General features: G+C 39.2%; 21 protein-coding genes and 1 pseudogene. 8 read left to right on the top strand and 14 right to left on the bottom strand.

Annotation, left to right across the window (positions count from 1 at the left end; all coding sequences use genetic code 11):
• The 4 genes from CS889_RS01870 to pyrB all read right to left on the bottom strand — a co-directional run bounded on the left by CS889_RS01870 (position 1) and on the right by pyrB (position 5,010).
• Complete coding sequence (locus CS889_RS01870; protein WP_089086668.1) at positions 1–624, bottom strand: neuraminyllactose-binding hemagglutinin family protein; 624 nt, start codon at positions 622–624, stop codon at positions 1–3.
• Positions 618–2,273, bottom strand: coding sequence for an ABC transporter ATP-binding protein (locus tag CS889_RS01865; RefSeq protein WP_089086667.1), 1,656 nt, complete (start codon positions 2,271–2,273; stop codon positions 618–620). The genes CS889_RS01870 and CS889_RS01865 overlap by 7 nt, the downstream gene beginning before the upstream one ends.
• A gap of 90 nt (positions 2,274–2,363) precedes the next feature.
• Positions 2,364–3,803, bottom strand: a complete 1,440-nt coding sequence (gene hofB / locus CS889_RS01860) for an outer membrane beta-barrel protein HofB (protein WP_089086666.1) — start codon at positions 3,801–3,803, stop codon at positions 2,364–2,366.
• A 283-nt stretch (positions 3,804–4,086) separates the two neighbouring features.
• A complete protein-coding gene (gene pyrB, locus CS889_RS01855) occupies positions 4,087–5,010 on the bottom strand; it encodes an aspartate carbamoyltransferase (RefSeq protein ID WP_089086665.1) in 924 nt (307 codons plus the stop codon).
• Between the two features lie 66 nt (positions 5,011–5,076).
• On the opposite strand from pyrB, the gene CS889_RS01850 reads away from it, so the two are divergent.
• The 6 genes and pseudogenes from CS889_RS01850 to CS889_RS01825 all read left to right on the top strand — a co-directional run bounded on the left by CS889_RS01850 (position 5,077) and on the right by CS889_RS01825 (position 13,942).
• On the top strand, positions 5,077–5,592 hold the full coding sequence (locus CS889_RS01850; protein WP_000523510.1) for a hypothetical protein: 516 nt from the start codon (positions 5,077–5,079) through the stop codon (positions 5,590–5,592).
• Positions 5,592–6,299 carry a 23S rRNA (cytidine-2'-O)-methyltransferase TlyA gene (tlyA, locus tag CS889_RS01845; RefSeq protein ID WP_089086664.1) on the top strand — a complete coding sequence of 236 codons (708 nt, stop codon included), beginning with the start codon at positions 5,592–5,594 and terminating at the stop codon, positions 6,297–6,299. The genes CS889_RS01850 and tlyA overlap by 1 nt, the downstream gene beginning before the upstream one ends.
• The gene (locus CS889_RS01840) at positions 6,265–7,107 is read left to right on the top strand and encodes a bifunctional riboflavin kinase/FAD synthetase (RefSeq protein ID WP_089086663.1); all 843 of its coding nucleotides are present in this window, start codon (positions 6,265–6,267) and stop codon (positions 7,105–7,107) included. The genes tlyA and CS889_RS01840 overlap by 35 nt, the downstream gene beginning before the upstream one ends.
• Positions 7,108–7,153: 46 nt before the next feature.
• Positions 7,154–9,079 (top strand): transketolase, encoded by a 1,926-nt coding sequence (gene tkt / locus CS889_RS01835; protein ID WP_089086662.1) that lies wholly within the window; start codon positions 7,154–7,156, stop codon positions 9,077–9,079.
• A complete protein-coding gene (addB, locus tag CS889_RS01830; protein WP_089086661.1) occupies positions 9,076–11,412 on the top strand; it encodes an ATP-dependent deoxyribonuclease AddB in 2,337 nt (778 codons plus the stop codon). The genes tkt and addB overlap by 4 nt, the downstream gene beginning before the upstream one ends.
• A pseudogene (locus CS889_RS01825) lies at positions 11,409–13,942 on the top strand (DNA translocase FtsK). Before addB ends, CS889_RS01825 begins: the two are co-directional and overlap by 4 nt.
• 369 nt (positions 13,943–14,311) lie before the next feature.
• Here the strand turns inward: CS889_RS01825 and CS889_RS01820 are convergent.
• Genes CS889_RS01820 through CS889_RS01805 form a run of 4 tightly spaced genes read right to left on the bottom strand, consistent with a single transcriptional unit; the run spans position 14,312 to position 16,562 of the window.
• Complete coding sequence (locus tag CS889_RS01820; RefSeq protein ID WP_024117745.1) at positions 14,312–15,541, bottom strand: RNA-guided endonuclease InsQ/TnpB family protein; 1,230 nt, start codon at positions 15,539–15,541, stop codon at positions 14,312–14,314.
• Complete coding sequence (locus tag CS889_RS01815; protein WP_089086659.1) at positions 15,528–16,160, bottom strand: IS607 family transposase; 633 nt, start codon at positions 16,158–16,160, stop codon at positions 15,528–15,530. The genes CS889_RS01820 and CS889_RS01815 overlap by 14 nt, the downstream gene beginning before the upstream one ends.
• A complete protein-coding gene (locus CS889_RS01810; protein ID WP_001114660.1) occupies positions 16,157–16,351 on the bottom strand; it encodes a type II toxin-antitoxin system HicA family toxin in 195 nt (64 codons plus the stop codon). Before CS889_RS01810 ends, CS889_RS01815 begins: the two co-directional genes overlap by 4 nt.
• Complete coding sequence (locus tag CS889_RS01805) at positions 16,344–16,562, bottom strand: type II toxin-antitoxin system HicB family antitoxin (RefSeq protein WP_000906664.1); 219 nt, start codon at positions 16,560–16,562, stop codon at positions 16,344–16,346. The genes CS889_RS01810 and CS889_RS01805 overlap by 8 nt, the downstream gene beginning before the upstream one ends.
• 165 nt (positions 16,563–16,727) lie before the next feature.
• On the opposite strand from CS889_RS01805, the gene CS889_RS01800 reads away from it, so the two are divergent.
• Together CS889_RS01800 and CS889_RS01795 are read left to right on the top strand one after the other, a co-directional pair.
• Positions 16,728–18,008 (top strand): MFS transporter, encoded by a 1,281-nt coding sequence (locus CS889_RS01800; protein ID WP_089086658.1) that lies wholly within the window; start codon positions 16,728–16,730, stop codon positions 18,006–18,008.
• Between the two features lie 55 nt (positions 18,009–18,063).
• Entirely contained in the window at positions 18,064–18,873 is an 810-nt protein-coding gene (locus CS889_RS01795; protein WP_001179241.1) for a flagellar hook-basal body protein, read from the top strand.
• A 38-nt stretch (positions 18,874–18,911) separates the two neighbouring features.
• Here the strand turns inward: CS889_RS01795 and CS889_RS08235 are convergent, their stop codons facing one another.
• The 6 genes from CS889_RS08235 to dxs form a co-directional block, all read right to left on the bottom strand.
• Positions 18,912–19,139, bottom strand: coding sequence for a hypothetical protein (locus tag CS889_RS08235; RefSeq protein ID WP_157694392.1), 228 nt, complete (start codon positions 19,137–19,139; stop codon positions 18,912–18,914).
• Positions 19,136–19,315, bottom strand: coding sequence for a hypothetical protein (locus tag CS889_RS01790; RefSeq protein WP_089086657.1), 180 nt, complete (start codon positions 19,313–19,315; stop codon positions 19,136–19,138). The genes CS889_RS08235 and CS889_RS01790 overlap by 4 nt, the downstream gene beginning before the upstream one ends.
• An 82-nt stretch (positions 19,316–19,397) precedes the next feature.
• Complete coding sequence (locus tag CS889_RS01785) at positions 19,398–19,634, bottom strand: hypothetical protein (protein ID WP_001011849.1); 237 nt, start codon at positions 19,632–19,634, stop codon at positions 19,398–19,400.
• Positions 19,635–19,636: 2 nt separating this feature from the next.
• Positions 19,637–20,395, bottom strand: coding sequence for a protein NO VEIN domain-containing protein (locus CS889_RS01780; protein ID WP_001052094.1), 759 nt, complete (start codon positions 20,393–20,395; stop codon positions 19,637–19,639).
• A 14-nt stretch (positions 20,396–20,409) separates the two neighbouring features.
• Positions 20,410–22,200, bottom strand: coding sequence for a translation elongation factor 4 (lepA, locus tag CS889_RS01775; RefSeq protein ID WP_172825146.1), 1,791 nt, complete (start codon positions 22,198–22,200; stop codon positions 20,410–20,412).
• A 14-nt stretch (positions 22,201–22,214) separates the two neighbouring features.
• Positions 22,215–24,065, bottom strand: a complete 1,851-nt coding sequence (dxs, locus tag CS889_RS01770) for a 1-deoxy-D-xylulose-5-phosphate synthase (RefSeq protein WP_172825090.1) — start codon at positions 24,063–24,065, stop codon at positions 22,215–22,217.
• Between the last annotated feature and the right edge of the window lies 1 nt (position 24,066).

Genomic DNA, 24,066 nt, shown 5'->3' with positions numbered 1-24,066 from the left:
CTAAAGCCATGCCGCATTTTCTATAGCGTTCAAACGCTTTTCTAAACCCTCCATAAGAGAATAGTAAGCCTTATTAAGGGCCTTGATTAAAGCGTTATAATAGGATTTGTCTTCTTGGGGAAAAAGAGAGGGGTTATCGCCCAAACGATTAGCGTAATAAACAGGCACGCTGAAAGCGGTGGGGATTAAAAGGGTGTCAAACGGGCAAGCGGTTTGCGGGACGCATTCTAAAATCAAACTCGCTTGAAGGTTTAAAAACCGCATGACAGATTTAGGGTCAGCGTTAGGCTCAATAGTCTTTTTAAGCCTTTCTTTAATGGCTTTTAAATCCTTAGGATTCTCTTCAAAAGAAAAAAAAACATTGCCTGAAATATTGAAAGTGAGAGCGCTTTTATCTTTTAAAAAATAAGCGATTTGTTGGGCAATCGCTTTTTTAAATTCCTTTTGGTAAAAGGGCGGCACAAAACGGGCGTTAAAAAAGATTTTAGGGGGGGTTAAAGTGGAAGCGGTTTTTAAAGGGCTGTTTTTGGGGTAATCTTTATATTTTAAATGCAGAGTCGTTTTGTTGAAAAACTGACACCCTAGTAAAATAAAAGCGACACCAACGCTTAAAACCCTTAGCATTCTACCAAACGCCCATGCTCTAATTTCACATGCTTAGTGGCTAATTTAAGCGTGCTTGGGTTGTGCGAGATGAGAATGATCAAGCGGTTTTGTTTCAATTCCAAAATGCTTTGCTTAACGCTCTCTTCTGTGTGATTGTCTAAAGCCGAAGTGGCTTCATCAAAGATTAAAACTTGAGCGTCTTTATACAAAGCTCTTGCAATGGCGATCCTTTGGCGTTGCCCGCCGCTAAGGTTAGCGCCAAATTCATCTAAAACGCTTTCTATCCCATGAGGCATTTTTTCCACAAAATCTAAGGCTTGGGCTTTTTTTAGGCATTCTTTGATTTTTATTTCATCAATTTCTAAACCATACGCCACATTTTCAGCCACGCTCCCGTTAAAAATAAACACCCTTTGAGTGACAACGCTAATCTTTTCCCTCAAGGATTTTTGAGTGATGCTTTCTATTTTTTGATCATTGATGAAAATTTCGCCCCTACTTGGCTCATAAAGGCGTAAGATTAAATTCACTAATGAGCTTTTGCCGCTCCCGCTTTCGCCTTTTAGAGCGATGATTTCATTTTGCTGGAATTTCAAACTAATATCGCTTAAAACATAACGCTCTTGATCTTCTAGCGCATAAGCCAGCCATACCTCTTTAAATTCTATGGTGTGTATGGCGTTATCTAGTGTCAATTCCCCATCAATAATGGCCGGCTCTCTTTCTAAAATCTCATGGATCCTATCGCTAGCGACTAAGGCTTCTTGAAAATTAGAAACAATCCTAGTTAGGCGTTTGATCGGCGTATAAAGCATAAAAAGGGCCGTGATGAAAGAAAAAAACGCCCCCACGCTAATATGACCCTTAATGACTTCATTCCCCCCTAAATAGATCACTAACGCTATAGCGATAGAGCCTAAAAACTCCATTAAAGGCGAAGAAATTTCAGCCACGGCGATGTTTTTGATACCGATTTTAAAAAACGCTTCATTTTCTTTCACAAAAGCCTTATGCTCTAATTTTTCGCCATTAGAGATTTTAATCGCTTCCACGTTGTTAAAAACTTCACTCAAACGAGCGGTGATTTTGGCGTTACTCTCTTGGTGGGCTTTAGCGAGTTTTTTAACCTTACGAATGATTTTACTGATAGGAATGGCGGCTAGCGGCATGATCACTAGCCCCACTAGCGCTAATTTAGGGCTTTGATAGATCACCACCCCCACTAATCCCACAATCGTTAGCCCTTCTCTTAGGCTCTCTGAAAGGTAATTGGACAAACTCGCCCTAATCAAACCTATATCATTGGTGATTCTTGCGATCAATTCGCCTTTTTTAGTCCTGTTAAAAAAATCCATTTCCATTTTGAGAAGGCTTTCTAACATAGTGTTGCGTATTTTTTTGACAATATCAAGCCCAATAAAGTTAGTGAAATAAGTGCCTAAATACATGCCCCCACTCTTACCCAAATACGCCAAAATCACTAAAAAAGGCAAGATTTTGAGCATGTGAGTGTCTTTATTGATAAAAATTTCATCTAAAGTGGGCTTGACCAAATAAGTCCCCCAAGCCGTGCTTAAAGCCACCACTAAAGAAGAAAATAAAACCACTGTAAAACTTTTATAATGCTCTTTAAGATATTTAGAATAACGCCTGAAAAAGAGTTTCAAATGCTTAACCTTTGGATTTGATTGAACTCTTATTATAGTGTTTTTATTAGGGGATTTTTAACGCTTTAATAAACAGCTTAAAGCGATTGATTAGAATTTAGCGCTAAGGGTTGTCATCAAATGGCTTCTGTCTGAATAAAGCGCTTTAGAGCCGGGCGTGGGCCTGTAACTCCCTACCGTAAAGCCTGAATGCGTCATCACGCCCAAATATTCTAATTTCACGCTCGCTGTCAAACTCTTACTGATCTTATAGCCCACATTAACAGTCGCGCTCGCTTCATTGGCTAAAGTGCCGCTAGTCCAACGCCACAAAGTCCCCCACAGCCATTTTTTATGCACGCCCCCACCAAAAACCCAGCCAGAGACGGCATCAGCGGTTACCACATGGCTTAAGGCTTGCCCTATATCATAAACGCTATTGGTCCAAAAATCAATGCCTAAAGGGTTTCCTGTCGTGCCTATGTAAGCGTTTGCGTTTTTCCATACTTTATAAAACGCTCCCCCGAAATTAAATTCATTGTAATCAAATCGTTGCCTAATGAGCAGGCTTTGCCCGGCAGTACCCGCTTTCACAGCGTAACGATAAGTATCCCTTTTAAGGGGGGCATGGACAGGGAGCAAAATATAAGCCTTCGTTTCGGATCTAAAGCCCACGCCATTGAAATTAGGGTTACTATCATAGCCTACAGCCACCCCAGGGCTATAATAAGTCCCGGGCGAAAATTGGAAAAAAGGGCTGACGCTAACCCCTTTCCTTTCGTAAGTGTAATCCACTAAATGGATACCATAATTTAGAGTGCGCCCGTTTTTAATCACGGTTCTTGGAGAATAAAAATCATAAATCCACTCCCCATAAGCGAACGCCCTACCCCATGAGCTAAACCACCATAATTTATGACTCCCCTCATTTTTATCCTTGATTTTAGCGCTGATTTCAAAACCTTGCGTGTAAGAGCTCATATAAGGAGCATTGGATTGATAACGCCCTCCTTTAGCCGTAAAAATATCCTTATAGCGGTATTCTAAAAAAGCGTTATTCATCAAGTAATTACGGCGGATCTTATTGGCTCTAGCGTTCCCGCACGCTATAGAATCAATCACCTTGCCATCAGAACCAAGCGCGCACTCATGGATACTCGTGCCATCAAGCAAGGCCCTTTTACCCCCTAAATAGCCATCCCAATAACCGATGTAATTATAAATAACCGATCCGCCTTGATTGAATTTCGTGCTGTCATAAGCAATCCCACCGATTGTGCCGCCGACTTTTCCCTCTAAAACATGCCCTTGATCTTTAAGGCTTTTGGATAAAAAATCCGCATAAATATTGCCCTGACCCACAGCGGTTACAAAAGTCTCTGTAGGATAAATCCCCCTAGCTATGTCAATCTTTTTCTTATTAAAGCCAACCTTAGAAAAGGACTCCGCCAAAACTTCAATTTTATAATCAAACGCTTGCACAGAAGCGTTCAAACTCAAAACGTATAACCCACAAAAAACTTTATTCTTTAAAGGCGCGCTATTTTTCATTTTTTCCCTTTTAATAGCCAATACATCTTAAAGACTATACAATTCTTAACTGATCTAAAAAACAAAGAAGCATAATCAAGCTATTTATTTACTTTTAATTAACTCAACTATTTTAGATTATAACGAAATTTTTTTAGTTTCATCATAGAATGAGATAGAGTAAATCAAAATTTAATCAAAGTGGGATTTTTGCACCGTTTTACAACCAAACCCACTTTTTTAATATGAAAGTTCTTATATTGATTTTAAACAATGCTAAAAGCCTTTTTTAAGTTTTTTAAACTTAATTTATTAATAAAAACTCCAACACCGCCATGCGCATTGCCACGCCATTTTTGACTTGCTCTAAAACTTTAGATCGCTTGTCTTCTAACACCGTGCTTTCTATATCAATATCCCTATGCACCGGGCCTGGGTGTAAAATAATGACCTCTTTATTTTTAGCGTGATCATCTAGGCGTTTTTGGGTGATGCAATAAGCGTTGCCATAATCTTTCAAGCTCGCAAAAATGGGCGCGTTGTGCCGTTCGGTTTGGGTCCTCAAGCTCATTAAAATGTCAGCAAATCCTATCGCTTCTTCAATGTTATGCGTCGTTTTTAAAGGAGTGATAGGGAGCATGGAGCTTGGAGCGCACAGCATGATCTCAAGCCCTAGCCTTTGGAGTAATTTAATGTTGCTATTAGCCACTCTGGAATTTTTCACATCGCCTATAAAAGCGATTTTCTTCCCCTTTAGATTTTCCAAACTGCCAAAATGCCGATAAAGGGTGAGCAAGTCTAATAAGGCTTGGGTAGGGTGAGCGCTTGTGCCGCTTCCTGCGTTAATCAAGGGGCATTGTGAAAATTCAGCCAATTTAAAAGGCGCGCTTGAAAAAGCATGCCGTGTGATGATAGCGTCAGGCTGCATGGCATGGATATTTTTAAAAGTGTCTATTAGGGTTTCACCCTTTGAAGTGGAGCTCGTTTGCATGTTTAATTTCACTATTTTTGCCCCTAACCTCAAGCTTGCGATTTCAAAACTAGACACCGTTCTGGTGGAATTTTCAAAAAATAAAGCCACGATGATTTTATTTTGCATTTTTTCTCTTGTCTCTAAAGACACGGCGTTAAAATCGTTCGCATAAACGCTCGCTTTTTTTAATAAAAGCTTGATTTCATCTAGGCTTAAATCGCTAGTTTGGAGCAAGTGTCGGCATTTTTTTGGCATAAAACCCCCTTTTAGTTATAATATGGATTTTATTTTAGCTAAAAATGGCATGGGTTTTAGCAAGGAATGGGCTTGAAAAATCTCTCAATACTTCTGGTGTTTTTATTCTTTTGTTTGGGGTGTGTGAGCAATTTTAATGAAGACACTTACACGCTAGACTTAGTTTTAGAAAAAAAGATCCAAGCCAGCAGGAAAGGCGAAATCACCCAAGATAATGTGCCTATCATCACGGCTATCGCTACGCATTTAAACGATGTGGATAGCGGCACTTACTACGATCATGAGTATTTTTTAGTGGAGATTTTCACGCAAAATAACGACTGGATAGATGATGGCTATATTTCTTATGAACTTTTTGGCACAAAACCTACAGGCTCAGAGCCTTTATGGGTGCGAGAAATCACAAAAGATGAATTTGATGGCATTTTAGAAACCACGAACAGGTGGAGTCGAGCCTTTTTGCTCGCTTTTGACAAATTGGATTATTTAGCGGTGCAAGAAGCCAAACTAGAGCTTGATGCCTATAGTTTAGGCAAAATTGTTTTTAATTTCGCTTATCAAGTCCCCTTACCTCAATTTTAATGCGCCTAGATTACGCCCTATTCAACCAGCATTTAGCAAATAGCAGAGAAAAAGCTAAGGCGTTGGTTTTAAAAAAACAGGTTTTAGTCAATAAAATGGTGGTTTCTAAACCCTCTTTTATCATTAAAGAGGGTGATCAAATTGAACTCATCGCTCCCAATCTATTCGTTAGCAGGGCTGGGGAAAAATTAGGGGCTTTTTTAGAAAATCACTTTATAGATTTTAAAGAAAAGGTTGTTTTAGACGTGGGAGCGAGTAAGGGGGGCTTTAGTCAAGTGGCTCTTTTAAAAGGGGCTAAAAAGGTGCTTTGCGTGGATGTGGGGAAAATGCAATTAGATGAAAGTTTGAAAAACGACCAGCGCATAGAATGTTACGAAGAATGCGATATTAGAGGGTTTAAAACGCCAGAAAAAATTGATTTAGCGCTTTGTGATGTGAGCTTTATTTCTTTATATTGTATTTTAGAAGCGATTGTGCCTTTAAGCGGTGAATTTCTAGCACTTTTCAAACCGCAATTTGAAGTGGGCAGAGCCACAAAACGCAATAAAAAGGGGGTGGTGATGGATAAAGAAGCCATTTTGAACGCTTTAGAAAACTTTAAAAACCATTTAAAAACAAAGGATTTTCAAATCTTAACGATCCAAGAAAGCTTAGTGAAAGGGAAAAACGGGAATGTTGAATTTTTTATCCATTTCAAGCGAGCCTGAGATTAAAAGCCTAGCTATCGGTAAATTTGATGGCTTGCATTTAGGGCATCAAGCCCTTTTTAAGGAATTAAAAGATCCCAAAGCCCTTTTAATCATAGAAAAAAAGCATTACACTAAGGGCTATTTAACCCCCCTAAAATACCGCGCCAAACTCGTTAAGATGCCTTTATTTTTTGTGTATTTAGAAGAAATTTCACAATTAAACGCCCTAGATTTTTTAGAGCTTTTAAAAAAGAAATTCCCCAACTTAGAACGCCTAGTCGTAGGCTATGATTTCAGGTTTGGGCATGGGAGACAAAATGACGCTTTATTTTTAAAAGAGCGTTTTGAAAAAACCATTATTGTGCCTGAAGTGAAAGTCCAAAACATTAGCGTGCATTCTAAGATGATCAAACTAGCCCTAAGTCATGGCGACTTATCTTTGGCTAATAAGCTCTTAGGCAGGCCTTATGAAGTGTGCGGGGAAGTCATTAGCGATCAAGGTTTAGGGCATAAAGAATTAGCACCGACTTTAAATATCAAAACCAAAGATTTTATCCTCCCTAGCTTTGGGGTGTATGCGAGTTTGGTGAAAGTAAAAGATCAGATTTATCAAAAAAGCGTGAGTTTTATAGGCAATCGCTTAAGCACGGATCACAATTTCGCCATAGAATGCCATGTTCTTGATACTATCATAGAAAACCCGCCCAAAGAAATCGCTTTGCGTTGGGTTCAAAAAATACGAGATAACAAGCGTTTTAATTCTTTAAAAGAGCTTAAAAATCAGATCCAACAAGACATCTTAATGGCCAAAGAGATTTTGAGATAATTTGTGTTAAAATGGCTTCTAAAAACCTTAAAAATGGAAAAATTTGATGCGATTGAGTAACGCTGATTTAGAACGATTAAAAAGCATGGCCAACACGCTTCGCTTTTTGTGCGCGGACATGATAGATAAGGCTAATAGCGGGCATCCGGGCGTGTGCTTAGGGCTAGCTGATGTGATGGTGGTTTTAAGTTTGCACCTTAATCTAAACCCCACCAACCCTAAATGGCTCAATAGGGACAGGTTGGTTTTTAGCGGAGGGCATGCGAGCGCGTTAGCGTATAGTTTGTTGCATTTGTGGGGCTTTGATTTGAGTTTAGATGATTTAAAGCGTTTCAGGCAATTACACTCTAAAACCCCAGGACACCCTGAATTACACCACACCGAAGGCATTGAGATTACGACAGGCCCTTTGGGGCAAGGTTTTGCTAACGCTGTGGGCTTTAGCATGGCGAGCCAATACGCTCAAACCCTTTTAGATAAAGAAGCCATTTCTCATAAAGTCTATTGTTTGTGTGGGGATGGGGATTTGCAAGAAGGCATTAGTTATGAGAGCGCTTCTTTGGCCGGGCACCTTCGCCTTGATAACCTCATCGTGATTTATGACAGCAACCAGATCAGCATTGAAGGCGCTATTAACATTAGTTTCAGCGAACAGGTTAAAACGCGTTTTTTAGCGCAAAATTGGGAAGTGCTAGAATGCGATGGGCATGACTATCAAGCCATTAATGACGCTTTAGAAGAAGCCAAAAAATCCCATAAACCCACGCTTTTGATCGCTCATACGATCATTGGTAAGGGGGCTATTGGCCTAGAGGGGAGTGAAAAAACGCATGGCTCGCCTTTAAGTAAAGAAGTGTTGAAACAATCCAAAGAAAACGCTCAAATCAATCCTGATGAAAGCTTTATAATCAGCCCAAAAAACAAAATGCATTTTGAAGAAGTGAAAGTTAGGGGCGTTAGTTTAGAAGCCTTGTGGGAAAAATCCTTAATCCCTAAAACAAAAGAAAAAATCCATGCGTTAAAGAATTTTGATTTTAACGCCATTAATTACCCCGCCTTTAAAAAGGGTGAATCTCTAGCCACGAGAGTGAGTAACGGCATGATTTTAAACGCTATCGCTAAAGAATGCGAGGGCTTTTTGGGAGGGAGCGCGGATTTAGCCCCGTCTAATAACACGCATTTGAAACATTCTGGCGATTTCCCTTTAGGGCAAAACCTGCATTTTGGGATCAGAGAGCATGCCATGGGGGCTATCACTAACGCTTTAGCGGCGTATGGCTTGTTTTTGCCTTTTTGCGCGACCTTTTTTGTGTTTAGCGATTATTTAATGCCTAGCATGCGTTTGAGCGCTTTAATGAAACTAAAAGCCCTTTTTATCTTCACGCATGACAGCATTGGGGTGGGCGAAGACGGGGCGACGCACCAGCCCATAGAGCAATTGAGCCATTTACGCGCTTTGCCTAATTTCTATGCTTTCAGGCCTAGCGATGCTTTTGAAAATAAGGCTTGCATGCAAGTGGCGTTAAGTTTGAACGCCCCTAGCGCTCTTATTTTATCGCGCCAGAATTTGCCTGTGCTTGATGAGGTTTCTAAAGAGCAGGTTTTAAAAGGGGCGTATGTTAAACACCACTCTAAAGATCCCATTATCACGCTCGTTGCGAGCGGGAGCGAGGTCTCTTTGGCTTTAGAGAGCGCTAAGATTTTAGAGCGAGAAAATATCCCCACTCAAGTGGTGAGCGCGCCATGCTTTGACTTGTTGGTAGAGCAAGATGAAAGCTATTTTAAAGAACTCTTTAAGGGTAAAGTCTTAGTGGTTGAAGCGAGCCGTGCGATAGAGTGGTATCGTTTTGCGGATAAAATCGTTGGCATGGATTCTTTTGGGAGTTCGGCAAAGGGCGATAAACTCTTTGAAAAATTTGGCTTTAGCGTTGAAAACGTTACCATTCAAGCTAAAAGGTTGCTCAACGCATGAACTTAGAAAAACTTTTTTTAGAAAAAGCCCCCTTGTTTGTTTTTAGCTCCACTAGGCGTTTAAAGCATTTCTATTTAGAGCAAGGCGAAGGGTTTTTGCCTAGTGCGATGAGCATGGGGAGTTTTTTTGAACAGGCTTTTTACATCCCCAATCAAAAGAAAATCCCTAAAAGCACACGCCAAATTTTAATGATAGACACCATTAAAGCCATCGCTAAGGAAAAAAAATCCGTGCTTGAAGGGCTTTTGCTTTTTGAGAACAGCTTTTTAGGGTATTTGGAAAGCACTTCTTTTTTGTTTGATTTGTTTGATGAGTTAAGCTCTGCTTGTATCAAACTCAATGAACTTTCTTTTAAAGACATTTACTTGGATTATGAAAAGCATTTAGAAGTCTTAGAAATGATTTATGATCGCTATGTTAAAAAGCTAGAAGAATTAGGCTTTTACGACAAAATCATGCAAAAAAAGCCCACGATTTTAAAAGAATTTTTTGAGCATTTTTCCTCCATTGAATGGCATTTAGACGGCTTTATGAGCGTTTTTGAAAGGCAATGCCTATTAGAAGTGGCCGAATTAGTGCCTATCACTTTACACTTATCTTGCGATAAATACAACCAAAAATTCTTGGAATTTTTAAATCTCAAATTAGAAACAGATTGCGATTATTCCATTGATTTTAAAACCCAAAAGATCCTTTCTCAAACTTTTAATGATCAAAAAATAGAGCCAAAGCTTTATGCTAACTCCAGTTATTTAAAACAAGGCGCTTTAGTTTTACAAACCACAGAAGAATATTTGCAAGAAAATAACGACCCTAATAAAATGGCGATCATCACGCCTAATGCGGATTTTTTACCTTTTTTAAAGCTCTTAGACAAAAACAACAATTTGAATTTTGCGATGGGTTTAGGGGCTAAAAACAGCCCTTATTATACAGAGCTTGTCAAAATCTTAGAAGATTTAGAAACAAGCGATCTTGATTTAAGCGGATCTGCTCTATTAGATTTAGAAAATATTACCCTTGCGCTTTTAGAACAACAAAGCTCTAAAGAAAAAGCGCCATTAAAAGAAGCGCATTCTCAAATCATGCACCAGTATCATCTTTTAAAAGACACGCTTAAAAACTACAGCCTTAAGGATTTATTGCATTTGTATTTGCAAGAATTTGAAACCAATTTCCGCTTAGACGATTCTAGTGGGGGCAAAATACGAGTCATGGACACTTTAGAGACAAGGGGCATGCAATTTGATAAAGTGGTTATTGTGGATTTCAATGAAACCTGTGTGCCAAGCCTTAAAGATTGCGATTTGTTTTTAAACTCCGCTTTAAGAAAATCGCTCAACCTCCCCACTTTATTGGATAAGAAAAATTTGCAAAAGCACTATTACTACCAGCTCTTTAAAAACTCTAAAGAAGTGGCGCTTTCTTATATAGAGAGCGAAACCTCAAAAGTTTCTAACATGCTTTTAGAATTGGATTTGCATATAGAGCCTATCAAAGACGCTTACACGCTTTTTGAAACAAGCCCTATTAAAGAGTATCAAGAAGAAGAAATCAAAGCCGCTATCCCTAAAGATTTTAGCTTTAGCGCTAGCTCATTAAACGCTTTTTTAACTTGCAAGCGCCGTTTTTACTACCACTACATGAAGCACTTTAAAGAAAGCCCTAAAGACGAAAGCAATAGCGCTGTGGGCAGTTTGATCCATGAACTCTTAAAAGAAGCTTATGAAAAAGATAAAACCCCCCATTTATTAGAAGAAAGGCTCATTTGGCTATTGGAAACAAGAGAAAACATTACCCCTAAAGAGCGTTTAGACACTCTTGTAGCGCTCAAAAAAATTCAGGCTTTTTATAAAAAAGAGCGAGAACGCTTTAACGCAAAAATCAAAATCCTTGATCTTGAAAAAGGCTTTGAAACGATCATTCAAGGCGTTATTTTTAAAGGGCGCATAGACAGGATTGACAAAACGGCTGACAATGAAATTATTTTATTGGATTACAAATTCAAGAACGATTTGAAATTAGACAACATGAGTAAAACACAAAGAGGAAGCTTAAGCCCCATAGAAATCGCTCAAATCAGCACGGATTATCAAATGGCCATCTATGCGTTTGCCCTTAAAAATCTAGGCTACAAAGAGCCTATAAAAGCCTTTTTCTATGATTTGAAGAAGGGCGAGTTGCTAGAAGAAGACGAGCTTATTTTACAGGCTAAAATGGATCATTTGGAATTTTCTCTTATCCCCAAGCTCAAACAAGAAATTGATTTTGAAAAAACTTTAGAGGTTAAAGATTGTGAGTATTGCTCTTTTAAAGACATGTGCAGCCGATGAAATCTAAAAAACTTTACTTGGTTTTAATCATAGGGGTTTTATTAGCGTTTTTAACCCTATCTTCATGGCTAGGTAATAGCGGTTTAGTGGGGCGTTTTGGGGTGTGGTTTGCCGCAATCAATAAAAAATATTTTGGGTATCTTTCATTGATTAATTTACCCTATTTGGCGTGGGTTTTATTCCTTTTATACAGGGCTAAAAACCCTTTTACAGAAATCGTTTTAGAAAAAACTTTAGGGCATCTATTAGGCATTTTATCTTTGCTCTTTTTGCAATCTAGCCTATTGAATCAAGGGGAAATCGGCAACAGCGCGCGTTTGTTTTTACGCCCTTTTATAGGGGATTTTGGGCTTTATGCGCTGATAACGCTCATGCTAGTCATCTCTTATTTGATTTTATTCAAACTGCCCCCTAAAAGCGTTTTTTATCCTTATATGAACAAAACACAAAACCTTTTAAAAGAGATTTACAAACAATGCTTACAGGCCTTTAGCCCTAATTTTAGCCTGAAAAAAGAGGGTTTTGAAAACACCCCATCAGACTCTCAAAAAAAAGAAACCAACAACGACAAAGAAAAAGAAAATCTCAAAGAAAACCCTATTGATGAAAACCACAAACCCCCTAACGAAGAATCGTTTCTAGCGATCCCTACCCCTTATAACACGACCTTAAATAATTCAGAGCCGCAAGAAGGCTTAGTCCAAATTTCCCCACACCCCCCTACCCATTACACCATTTACCCTAAAAGAAACCGATTTGATGATTTGACTAACCCCACTTTAAAAGAACCTAAGCAAGAAACTAAAGAAAAAGAACCCACGCTAAAAAAAGAAACGCCCACCACACTCAAACCTATCATGCCCATATCCGCACCCAACACAGAAAATGACAACAAAACAGAAAACCACAAAACCCTAACCACCCCATAAAAGAAGATGATTTACAAGAAAACGCACAAGAAGAAAATATAGAAGAAAAAGAAAATCTAAAAGAAGAAAAAAGAGAAACACAAAACGCTCCAAACTTTAGCCCACTAACCCCCACCAGCACTAAAAAACCCATTATGGTTAAAGAATTGAGCGAAAATAAAGAAATATTAGACGGATTGGATTATGGCGAAGTACAAAAACCCAAAGATTATGAGCTTCCCACAACGCAATTATTGAATGCGGTTTGCTTGAAAGAAACTTCTTTAGACGAAAACGAGATTGACCAAAAAATCCAGGATTTATTGAGCAAGCTGCGCACCTTTAAAATTGATGGCGATATTATCCGCACTTATTCAGGCCCTATTGTAACCACTTTTGAATTCCGCCCAGCCCCTAGCGTTAAGGTGAGCCGTATTTTAGGCTTGAGCGATGATTTAGCAATGACTTTATGCGCTGAATCCATCCGCATTCAAGCCCCTATCAAGGGTAAGGATGTTGTCGGTATTGAGATCCCTAACAGCCAAAGCCAGATTATTTATTTAAGAGAAATTCTAGAGAGCGAATTGTTTCAAAAATCCAGCTCGCCTCTAACCCTAGCTTTAGGCAAAGACATTGTGGGTAACCCTTTCATCACGGATTTAAAAAAGCTCCCCCACTTGCTCATCGCCGGCACGACAGGGAGCGGTAAGAGCGTGGGCGTGAATGCGATGATTTTATCCTTACTTTATAAAAACCCCCCTGAACAGCTCAAATTAGTGATGATCGATCCCAAAATGGTGGAATTTAGCATTTATGCGGATATCCCTCATTTGCTCACGCCCATTATCACTGATCCTAAAAAAGCTATTGGGGCTTTACAAAGCGTGGCTAAAGAAATGGAGCGCCGGTATTCTTTAATGAGCGAATACAAGGTTAAAACCATTGATTCTTATAATGAACAAGCTAAAAGTAACGGCGTTGAAGCGTTCCCCTATTTGATTGTGGTGATTGATGAATTAGCGGATTTGATGATGACAGGGGGCAAAGAAGCGGAGTTTCCTATCGCTAGAATCGCTCAAATGGGGCGAGCGAGCGGCTTGCACCTCATTGTAGCGACCCAACGCCCAAGCGTGGATGTCGTAACCGGCTTGATTAAAACCAATTTGCCTTCAAGGGTGAGTTTTAGGGTAGGCACTAAGATTGATTCTAAAGTGATTTTAGACACCGATGGGGCGCAAAGCTTGCTAGGAAGGGGCGATATGCTCTTTACCCCCCCAGGAACAAACGGGTTAGTGCGCTTGCATGCCCCCTTTGCCACTGAAGATGAAATCAAAAAAATCGTGGATTTTATTAAAGCCCAAAAAGAAGTACAATACGATAAAGATTTCTTGCTAGAAGAATCGCGCATGCCTTTAGACACCCCTAACTATCAAGGCGATGACATTCTAGAAAGGGCTAAAGCGGTGATTTTAGAAAAAAAGATCACTTCTACGAGTTTTTTACAACGGCAATTAAAAATCGGCTACAACCAAGCCGCCACCATTACTGACGAATTAGAAGCTCAAGGCTTTCTATCCCCAAGAAACGCCAAAGGCAACAGAGAGATTTTGCAAAATTTTTAGGACTTGTTTTTATTGAATGTTGGTAATAAAAATATTGTTTTTAATTTTTAAATTTTTTTAAACTTTATTTAATAGTTTTATTTTAAAACTCATTTTCTTAAGGGGATAGGGGCTATTTTGAAATCATTCTCCCCTAAAAACCCCAACTAAATCCCCTAAAAAACCGCTTTAAAAAGTTACCGCCCGCTTTTAGCAAGCCCTTTATTATTGGATTGTAAAAAATGCCTTTGCGTATTTTTTAGATTTTATCACCAACGCTTCATTAAAAACAAAAACTTTTCTCAATAACACAAACACCATGTCTAAAAAACTCTTTAATCTTATTAAAAGTATTTAAAAAGTTATTTTTTGTAAATTTTCCCATCGTGTTTAAAACGCCAACGAGATTTTTACTGGAGTAAACACTACTCCGCTATCCCTTAGAGTTTTCACTGCATCAGGGAATACTTTTCTTAAAATGCCAATTGCACCGTTAATATCGGCGTTTAGGGATTTGCCTATGCTAGATTTAAATAGCCCTCGTTTAACTCTTTTACCTAAATATTGCTCGTGGTGCTGCATGGGTTCGTTAGCCAAGTGGTCGCACTTGCTCGTAAATCTCTCTTCTGTTGTATGCAAAGTTATCCCAACCAAAGCACACTTGTAGGCTAGTTTTTCAATAAAGGATTCATAAGGGATATTAGTAAAGTTCTGATTGGTTCTCTTACCTAGCTTTAGCTCTTGTTTCCAGCCATCATTTTTACCGATGACAATTGTAGAAATGCCCTTTTTTAAGCAATGCCCCACCACATAGGCGCTCGCCTTGTGCATAAAATCATTGACTTTACACTCCCTCCATAGAGCTAATTTGCCTAAGCGTTTTGTCCAAAAGCGCTTATTTGAAGTCTTGGCTTTGGCTTGATAATGGGCTTTGAGTTTGTTAAACCACTGATTGACAGACTTCACCCCTCCGCCTTTGATAATAAAAGGACTACTTTGATTATCTATTGCAGTTACGAAGTTGTTCAAGCCTAGATCAATACCCATAATGCCAATGCCATGAGTTTGTGGGAGTTTGTGCGTGGTTTGCTCATAGACAACTTCCACGATAAAACAAGTGGTTTTAGGGATTAAGCGCACTTGCTTTAGCCTAGAAGTTTGAGGGTTTATTTTAGTGATAAGTCTTTTTAAATTAGCTTTTTTTGGGAATTTAATTTTTGTCATGCGTCCTTTCGTAAAGCTAGTTTGCTGGTTTGTTAAAACCCCTATAGATACGCCATCTTTTGGTTTGAATTTAGGGATTTTTGGACGCGCTAGAAAGCTAGAAGGCTTGAGTTTGTAAGCTTTAAGGGCTTTTAAATAGCTTTTCCAATTTTGAGATAAAAGCATTAATACCTGTTGCGCGCTTTGGGCAGGCAAAGCTTTGTAATCTCTTTGGCTTTCTTTGACAAAGCGATTGATTAAATCGTAGGCTGTAGGCAACTTAAAACCTGCAAAGTAATGCTCTCTTAAAATAAAATTAGCGTAGTTGTAAAGGTTTTTAGACAGATGGCAAAAGTCCTTAATGCGTTTAAAAATGGGGTGCGTGGGTCTAATAATATGGCGTTCAGTCAAGGTCATCTGTTTCCCCATTAAGAGATTTTAGCAAGGCTGGATTAACCTTACTCTCTAAAAGCAACTTTTTAGCAATGCGGCGCTTAGAATACATCTTCATAGAAAAAGAATGGATTGTTTGCATGATGTCCTCAAACAGTTCTTGCTCTAAACTGATTGATTCACACTGATTGATAATAACGATTTTAGTGCCATAATCGCTAAATAGCTTTTCTACTAACTCATAGCTCAATCTAGCTAATCGGTCTTTATAGGAAATATAAACCGCCTTAATTTTAAACGCCATTACCGCATTAAGAAGATCCATAAAACCCTTTCTGTCCAAAGACATGCCGCTTTTAATATCAGAATAGATACTATCTACAGATATTCCTTTAGCATTTATAAAAGAGATACAGTTTTCTATTTGATTTTGCAAGTCTTGTTTCTGCTTTTGAGTGCTTACCCTAGCATAAACTACATTCAGCCTACCATCTTCAATTCCTGCTAAAGAATAGACATCAGAATCGTTGTATATATAGTAACCATTGGGTTCTTGTTTAACTCGTATCTTCCCACTTTTAACATACTTCCAAAGAGTAACACGGGATATTTTTAAGATCTTTAAGACTTCTTTAGATTTCATTTAAGGATATTTTCCATGATTTCTTTCACTATTTTAGGGTGCAAGATTTCGCCAGAATGAAAAGGCAAAACCTGCCTGATTTTATCTTTCACATAAATTCTATGGCTGCCTTTTTGCCTAGAGAAAACAAATCCATTCTGCAATAATAGCTTCTCTGCTTCTTTAGCTGTGAGTCGTGGCAATTCAGGCAAAAGCTATCTCAATGGGTGCTATTACAGAATTTTTCTTAGAAAGAAAAGCTAACTCATCGGCTTCTAAATCTCCCAAATAAAGCTCTATGGCTTCTTTAATGTTTCTTAGGGCTTCTTCATAACTTTTCCCTTGTGATACACAGCCTTTTAGAAAGGGGACAAAAGCAAAATACCCATTCTCATCTTTTTCTATGACAGCGTTTATAAGCATGGCACTACCTTTGAGTGAATTTCTTATGATTATACACATAATATATTTTAAACAAAATTAAATTGAAAGTTTAATAATAATCCTTTAACCTATTAATCAAATATTATCTGTAGTTTCCCTAACTCCTAGTAAAATTACCTAAAAATTTCATGTTCAAGGATAGCCATGAACCCCCAGATCCAACCAACCACCAAAAAACCCTTAAAATCCCTTTTAGCCGCTAGTTCAGGTAATTTAGTGGAATGGTATGATTTTTACGCTTATGCGTTCCTTGCTCCTTATTTTGCTAAGGAATTTACCCACACCAATGACCCCACTTTAGCGCTCATCTCAGCTTTTTTGGTTTTCATGCTAGGGTTTTTCATGCGCCCTTTGGGGAGTTTGTTTTTTGGTAAATTAGGGGATAAAAAGGGGCGTAAAACTTCCATGGTGTATTCCATTATCCTTATGGCGCTAGGCTCTTTCATGCTCGCATTGCTCCCCACTAAAGAAATCGTAGGGGAATGGGCGTTCTTGTTTTTATTATTAGCCAGACTTTTACAGGGCTTTAGCGTGGGAGGCGAATATGGCGTGGTCGCTACTTACCTCTCTGAATTAGGCAAGAATGGTAAAAAAGGTTTTTATGGCTCTTTTCAATATGTAACTTTAGTTGGAGGGCAACTCTTAGCTATTTTTTCGCTCTTTATCGTTGAAAACATTTACACGCATGAGCAAATCAGCGCGTTCGCTTGGCGTTATTTATTCGCTTTAGGGGGTATATTAGCCCTACTTTCGCTCTTTTTAAGAAATATCATGGAAGAAACTATGGATAGCAAAACAACTTCCAAAACCACTATTAAAGAAGAAAGAGGCAGTTTAAAGGAATTGCTCCACCATAAAAAAGCCTTAATGATAGTCTTTGGGCTAACTATGGGAGGGAGTTTGTGCTTTTATACTTTTACGGTGTATTTAAAGATCTTTTTAACCAACAGCTCATCATTCAGCCCTAAAGAAAGCAGTTTCATCATGCTTTTAGCGCTCTCTTATTTCATCTTCTTACAGCCCTTATGCGGGATGCTTGCGGATAAAATCAAACGCACCCAAATGCTGATGGTTTTTGCTATCACAGGGCTTATTGTAACACCTGTTGTCTTTTATGGTATCAAGCATGCCACTGGCGTGTATGAAGCCCTATTTTATGAAATACTCGCATTGAGCAGCATGAGTTTTTACACTTGCATTGCCGGGGTTATTAAGGCGGAATTATTCCCTGAACATGTGCGAGCGCTTGGCGTGGGTTTAGCCTATGCGATCGCCAATGCGCTTTTTGGAGGGAGCGCGAGTTATGTAGCGTTAGAGTTCAAACAACATGGTTTTGAAGCGGGGTTTGTGGGCTATGTCATGGTTAGTATTGTTATCTTTATGGTTATGGTTATCATATTCCCTAAAAAAACCTATTTGGAGTAAATCTTAGTTTTTATTTGATTTTTGCTATAATTTTTTCTTTTAAAAGGATTATTGCATGCAAAATGGGTATTATGCGGCCACAGGAGCAATGGCTACACAATTTAACCGCTTGGATTTAACCTCTAACAATTTAGCCAACCTAAACACCAACGGCTTTAAGAGAGATGACGCGATTACAGGCGATTTTTTAAGGCTTTACCAACAATACCGAGAGCAACTGCCCTTAGAAGATCAAACCAAAGCGAGTGCGAAGTATCTCAACCGCAATCTCAATCGTGTGCCTATTTTATCAGAAATCTATACGGATAGGAGTCTTGGCGCGTTTGAAGGGACGAATAACCCCCTAGATTTTGCCCTAACAAGCCCTAACCTCTATTTTGCGATACAAACTAACGAGGGCGTCGCCTATACTAGAGACGGGCATTTTAGCGTTGATAAAGACGGCTTTTTAGTTACTCTTAATGGCTTTAAGGTGCTTTCACGCTCTGGCTTGAACGAAAAAGGAGGGATCATGCTCATGCCTAACGCTGAAATTGAAGTGGATCAAAATGGCGGAATCACTTTTAGGGATAATGAAGCCCAAATTCAAGCGGGCGCGTTGGCTTTAGTGAGTTTTAGCGAACCTAAAAACCTTAAAAAAATAGGGCAAAACCTTTATACCTATCAGGGCGAAGGCGTCCATCAAGTCTCTGACTCTGGCGCGTTAAGGCAATCCATGTTAGAAAAAAGCAATGTCAATGCGGTGCGTGAAATGAGCGCTTTGATTGAAATCAACCGCTTTTTGGACATGTATTCTAAAGTGCTAAAAACCCATCAAGATGACATGAACGCTGAAGCGATCAATAAACTCGCCACAAAAGCTTAAGAGCGAATGGTTTAGGATTGTTTTTGGCTTGCGAGTCTTCAAAAATTTCTTTTGCCTCTTTGACTTGTGAAAATTTCCATGCATGCGTGTGTTTGCATGTTTATTTTTTCTTTTTTATTGTTCAATTCGTTGTGGCTTTTGTGTTTTAAACTCGTTTGTGATAGGGTATTCCCATTAAGGTTTGAGACGCTATTGCCGTCTCTGTGATGGTTAGGGAGTGTTCCAATGGCCTCTAATTCCCTTAATGTTTTTATCGCCCCAATCAAATTTTTTTATTACCCACTTGATTATCAGCGTTCATTTTAGGATTGAGCCATTTTAAAAGCTTGTAAAAATTTTCTTTGGTTTTTGCTTCCACTAAGTTAGGGTTTAAGGGCAAGTCATTCTTTAAAGCGCTTGTATAGGCGGTGTGTGAACGAGAGCTTTTGTTTTTAAAGTCCAATTTGATTTTATCTTTTTAACATAACCAACACTATATGATTAAAGAGATCTTTTTTCTTGTTTGTGAATGTAATTTTATATTTTTATTCCAACGCCAAGTCAATCAAAATTTGCCAATTCTCTTTATAGTGTTGGAGTTGCGACAAGCTCTTTGTGTTGCCCCATTCTTGCGTGTCTTCAATAGGGATAATATAGCATTCGCTCGTACGAGTGTCTATCCCTAAAATTAAATCGCAATCTTTTTTGGTGTATTTGTAAGTGCGTTTGGGGGCATTCCTATCAATTTGAACCCCACTCCTATAGCCCCCTGTAAAATTCAAAGTTATTTTATTTGCCCTATTAAGTGGTATTCTAAAATGCTTTTTTGCTTCCTCTCGCATGCCTTAAACTCTAAATGCTTTAAAGGGTTAGCGACAGATAAAAGATAGGGTTTTTCACTCAAATTCAATACCACTACAAGCACATAATCATGGCTATACGCTTGCGCTTGCTCGTATTCTTTTTGGGTCAATCTCAATGTTCCTTGTTTTTCTCTAATCCCCTTAACTTCCACTAAAAACGCTTGCTTGTTGGTTTGAATATAGAAGTCATACCCATCGCCAAAAAGACGCATGTCTTTTAAATGCCCATGAGAGAATGTTTTGATGTTCTTATAGTGGTTTAAGAAATACAATTCGGCTTCTAAACCTGTTTCTTGCATGCTTTTATAGCGGGTTTTAAGGTAAGCGTTAGGGGTAACGCCTAAATCTTTGATTCCGTATTGTTCCTGCAAAAACCATTTCACAATATGGCTAAAACCCTTAACGCTTTCATTTCCAAACAAACTATCAATCCATAATTTTCTATGGATATAGGCATCGCCTTTTTGCCACCAGCCTTTGCGTTTATTAGGAAAAAAATAATCAAATAAATCCATGCGATTTTTGATAACGCCAGTCGTTTCAGCCAAGCCGATTTGGACGCAATATTCAAAAAAAGCATTTTTAGTAGAAAAACCAAATTCTTTAATAAAGTCATTATCAAATTTTGCCAAAGCATAGCCTATGAGATTTAAAATTTCATAGTTCTTGTGTTTTGCCATAGAAGCTAAACGCCCTAATCAATCTTTAATATCGCTAAAAACGCTTCTTGGGGAAGTTCCACCTTACCGATAGCCTTCATGCGTTTTTTACCCTCTTTTTGCTTTTCTAAGAGTTTTCTTTTTCGTGTAATATCGCCCCCATAGCACTTAGCCGTTACATTCTTACCGACAGATTTAATCGTCTCTCTGGCGATGATTTTATTCCCCACGCTCGCTTGGATAGCGACTTCAAAAAGCTGTCTTGGGATAAGCTCTTTCATCGTTTCCACTAAAGCTCGCCCCTTTTCATACGCCTTATTCTTATCTATAATGATAGAAAGCGCATCCACCACATCGCCTGCCACCCTCATGTCTAATTTCACTAAATGAGCCTCTCTGTTTTCTATAGGCTCATAATCAAAGCTCGCATACCCTTTCGTGCAAGATTTGAGCTTGTCATAAAAATCCATCACAATTTCATTGCTGGGCAAGGAATAAGTGAGCATGACACGAGACTGGTTTAAATATTCCATTTTTTCTTGAATGCCTCTTTTATTGTTCAATAACTGCATTAAATTACCCAAAAATTCACTCGGCGTGATAATCGTCGCCCTCACAAAAGGCTCTTTGATGCAAGCGATATGATTTTCAGGGGGCAATTCGCTAGGGTTTTGGACGTATTTGATGCTATTATCGGTTAAATGCACTTCATACACCACCGTGGGAGCGGTAGCGATTAAGTTAAGGCCAAATTCCCTTTCCAGCCTTTCTTTGATCACTTCCATGTGCAATAGCCCTAAAAAGCCCACCCTAAAACCAAAGCCAAGCACCACGGAGCTTTCAGGCTCAAAATTCAAAGCGCAATCGTTAAGCTGGAGTTTCAATAGCGCCTCTCTTAAATCTTCAAACCGGTCCGTTTCTATAGGGTAAAGCCCCGCAAACACAAAGGGTTTAGCCGGCATAAAGCCTTCAATGGGTTTAGGGGTAGGGTTTTTAGCGTCTGTGAGCGTGTCGCCCACCGCAATATCAGTAACGCTTTTTAGCCCCAAACTCACAATACCAATCTCGCCGCATTCTAAACTTTTGGTGGGGATTTTTTTCAAAGGGTTAGGGTAGTATAGCCCTAAAACGCCATGTTTTTTACCCGTCCCCATCACTAAAATTTCTTGCTCTGTGTTGATGCTCCCATCCATGATCCGCACTAACGCTAGCGCCCCTAAATAATTGTCAAACCATGAATCATAAATGAGCGCTTTTAAGGGGTTATTAGGATCACCGCTAGGGGCAGGAATGGTCGTAATGATCTTTTCTAACAAATCTTTAATGCCAAGCTTAGCTTTAGCACTCACTTCATTAACGTTAGAGCAATCAATCCCTATCGTGTCTTCTATATCCTGTTTGACTTCCAAAACATTCGCATTAGGCAAATCAATTTTATTGATCACCGGTAAAATTTCTAAATTGTTATCTAAAGCGATATAAGTGTTTGCAATGGTTTGCGCTTCCACGCCTTGAGTGGCATCCACCACCAATAACGCCCCTTCGCACGAACACAAAGAGCGAGACACTTCATAGCTAAAATCCACATGCCCTGGGGTGTCAATGAGGTTTAAAACGTAATCCTCCCCCTTAAAAGTGTAATTTAAGCGCACGCTTTGAGCCTTAATTGTAATGCCCCTTTCTTTTTCAATATCCATAGTGTCCATCACTTGGCTCTTCATTTCTCTGTTACTGATAGCGTTGCATTCAAAAATCAAACAATCCGCTAAAGTGCTTTTACCATGGTCAATGTGAGCGATAATGGAAAAATTGCGGATATTTTTCATTGGCACTTTTGATTTCATCTCTCTTGTCCTAAATCTTTTAAAATAGCGTCAGTCAAACTCTCTGTGTCTAAGCCTAAGGATTTTTCCACTAAAGCGGTGTTCCCATGCATGATAAATTCATCAGTGATTTCAAAGCTTTTAACAGGCTTTAAAATATTTTGTTCGCTCAAAAATTCTAAAATCGCGCTAGCCACCCCCCCAAGCTTGTAATTATCGCTAAAAACATAGAGTTTTTGATAAGGGGCAATAATCGCGCTTAAATTTTGATCTAAAGGTTTAAGGAATCTCAAATCCAAAAGCGCGCACTCTATGTTTTTTTCTTTTAAAGCCAGTTGGACTAAATGTGCCCTCCCCACGCCATTACCATAGCCTATGAGTAAAATTTCGCCCTCTTTTTTCAACAATTCGCTTCGCCCCAAAACAAAACCGCTAGGTTCAAAAACCCCCTCTTTTAACGCAAACGACCCCCTAGGGTAGCGGAATGCGCAAGGGCTTGAATCATGCTCATTGGCAAAATACACGGCGTTTTTTAAAGTCTCATTGTCTCGTGGGGCAAAAATGACCATGTTAGGGATAGAGCGCAAATAAGACACGTCTAAAAGCCCTTGGTGCGTTTCGCCATCTTCGCCCACAATCCCAGCCCTATCAATGGCCAATTTAATCGGCAAGCTAGAAATGCAAGCGTCATGCACGATGGAATCATAAGCCCTCTGTAAAAAAGTAGAATAGATACTCACAAAAGGTTTAAACCCCTCTTTAGCCATAGCGCTGCTAGAAGTTAAGGCGTGTTGTTCAGCGATAGCGACATCAAAAAAGCGCAAAGGGTAAGCGTCAATGAGCTTGTCTAATCCTGTGCCGCTAGGCATCGCAGCGGTTACGCCTACGATTTTTTCATCTTTTTTAGCTAATTCTAAAAGGGTGTTAGAATACGCTTCAGTGGGCGATAAAGTCGCGCTTTTGGATTTTTTAGACAAGCCGGTATCCAAATCAAAAGGCCCCACCCCATGCCATTTTTCATAGCGCCCTTCAGCGATTTTATAGCCTTTGCCTTTTAAGGTTTGTGCATGGATTAGCACCGGTTCTTTAAGTTCTTTGGCTAATTTCAAGGTCTCAATAATCGCGCCCAAATCATGCCCGTTAATAGGCCCTATATAATTAATGCCCAATTCTTCAAAAAACACGCCCGGGGTGATGAGCTTAAAAGATTCTTCAAAACGGCTCACTAAGTAATTCACGCTTTCAGGTAAGGTGCTTAAGATTTTTTTAACTTTAGAGCGGAAAGACTGATAAAACGGACCTTTCATCAGCTGGCTAAGGGCTTTGGATAAAGCGCCAATAGGCGTGCTGATACTCATTTCATTATCGTTCAAAATCATGATCATGGGGTATTTCCTATCGCCCAGTTCGTTTAAGGCTTCATAAAAAATCCCTGCGCTAATACTCCCATCGCCTAATAAAGCGATAGGCATGCCTAATGCTTGTTTCAAACAAAAAGCTTTAGCCACCCCCACGCCTATAGAAACCGAAGTGGAGCTATGACCGGCAATGAAATAATCGTATGCGCTCTCGCTAGGTTTAGTAAAGCCGCTCAAACCTTTAAATTGCCTTAAAGTGCTAAAGCTTTCAAAGCGCCCGGTTAAGAGCTTGTGAGCGTAAGCTTGGTGCGAAGTGTCAAAAATGAAAGGGTTTTTTTGGCAATCAAATAAGGCATGCATGCCCACAATCAGCTCCACAGCCCCTAAAGAAGAGCTTAAATGCCCCCCATTAGCGCTCACCACTTCTAAAATACGATTCCTTAGCGTCTGACACACCAACTCCAAGCCTGCAATATCATTAGGGTTTAAATCAAAAGTTTTATTTTGCAAA

The sequence above is a fragment of the Helicobacter pylori genome (genome assembly GCF_900120335.1).
GTDB classification, from domain to species: domain Bacteria; phylum Campylobacterota; class Campylobacteria; order Campylobacterales; family Helicobacteraceae; genus Helicobacter; species Helicobacter pylori_BU.
The sequence above is the reverse complement of the archived record's forward strand: the minus strand, read 5'-3'. Positions and strand labels throughout refer to the sequence as shown.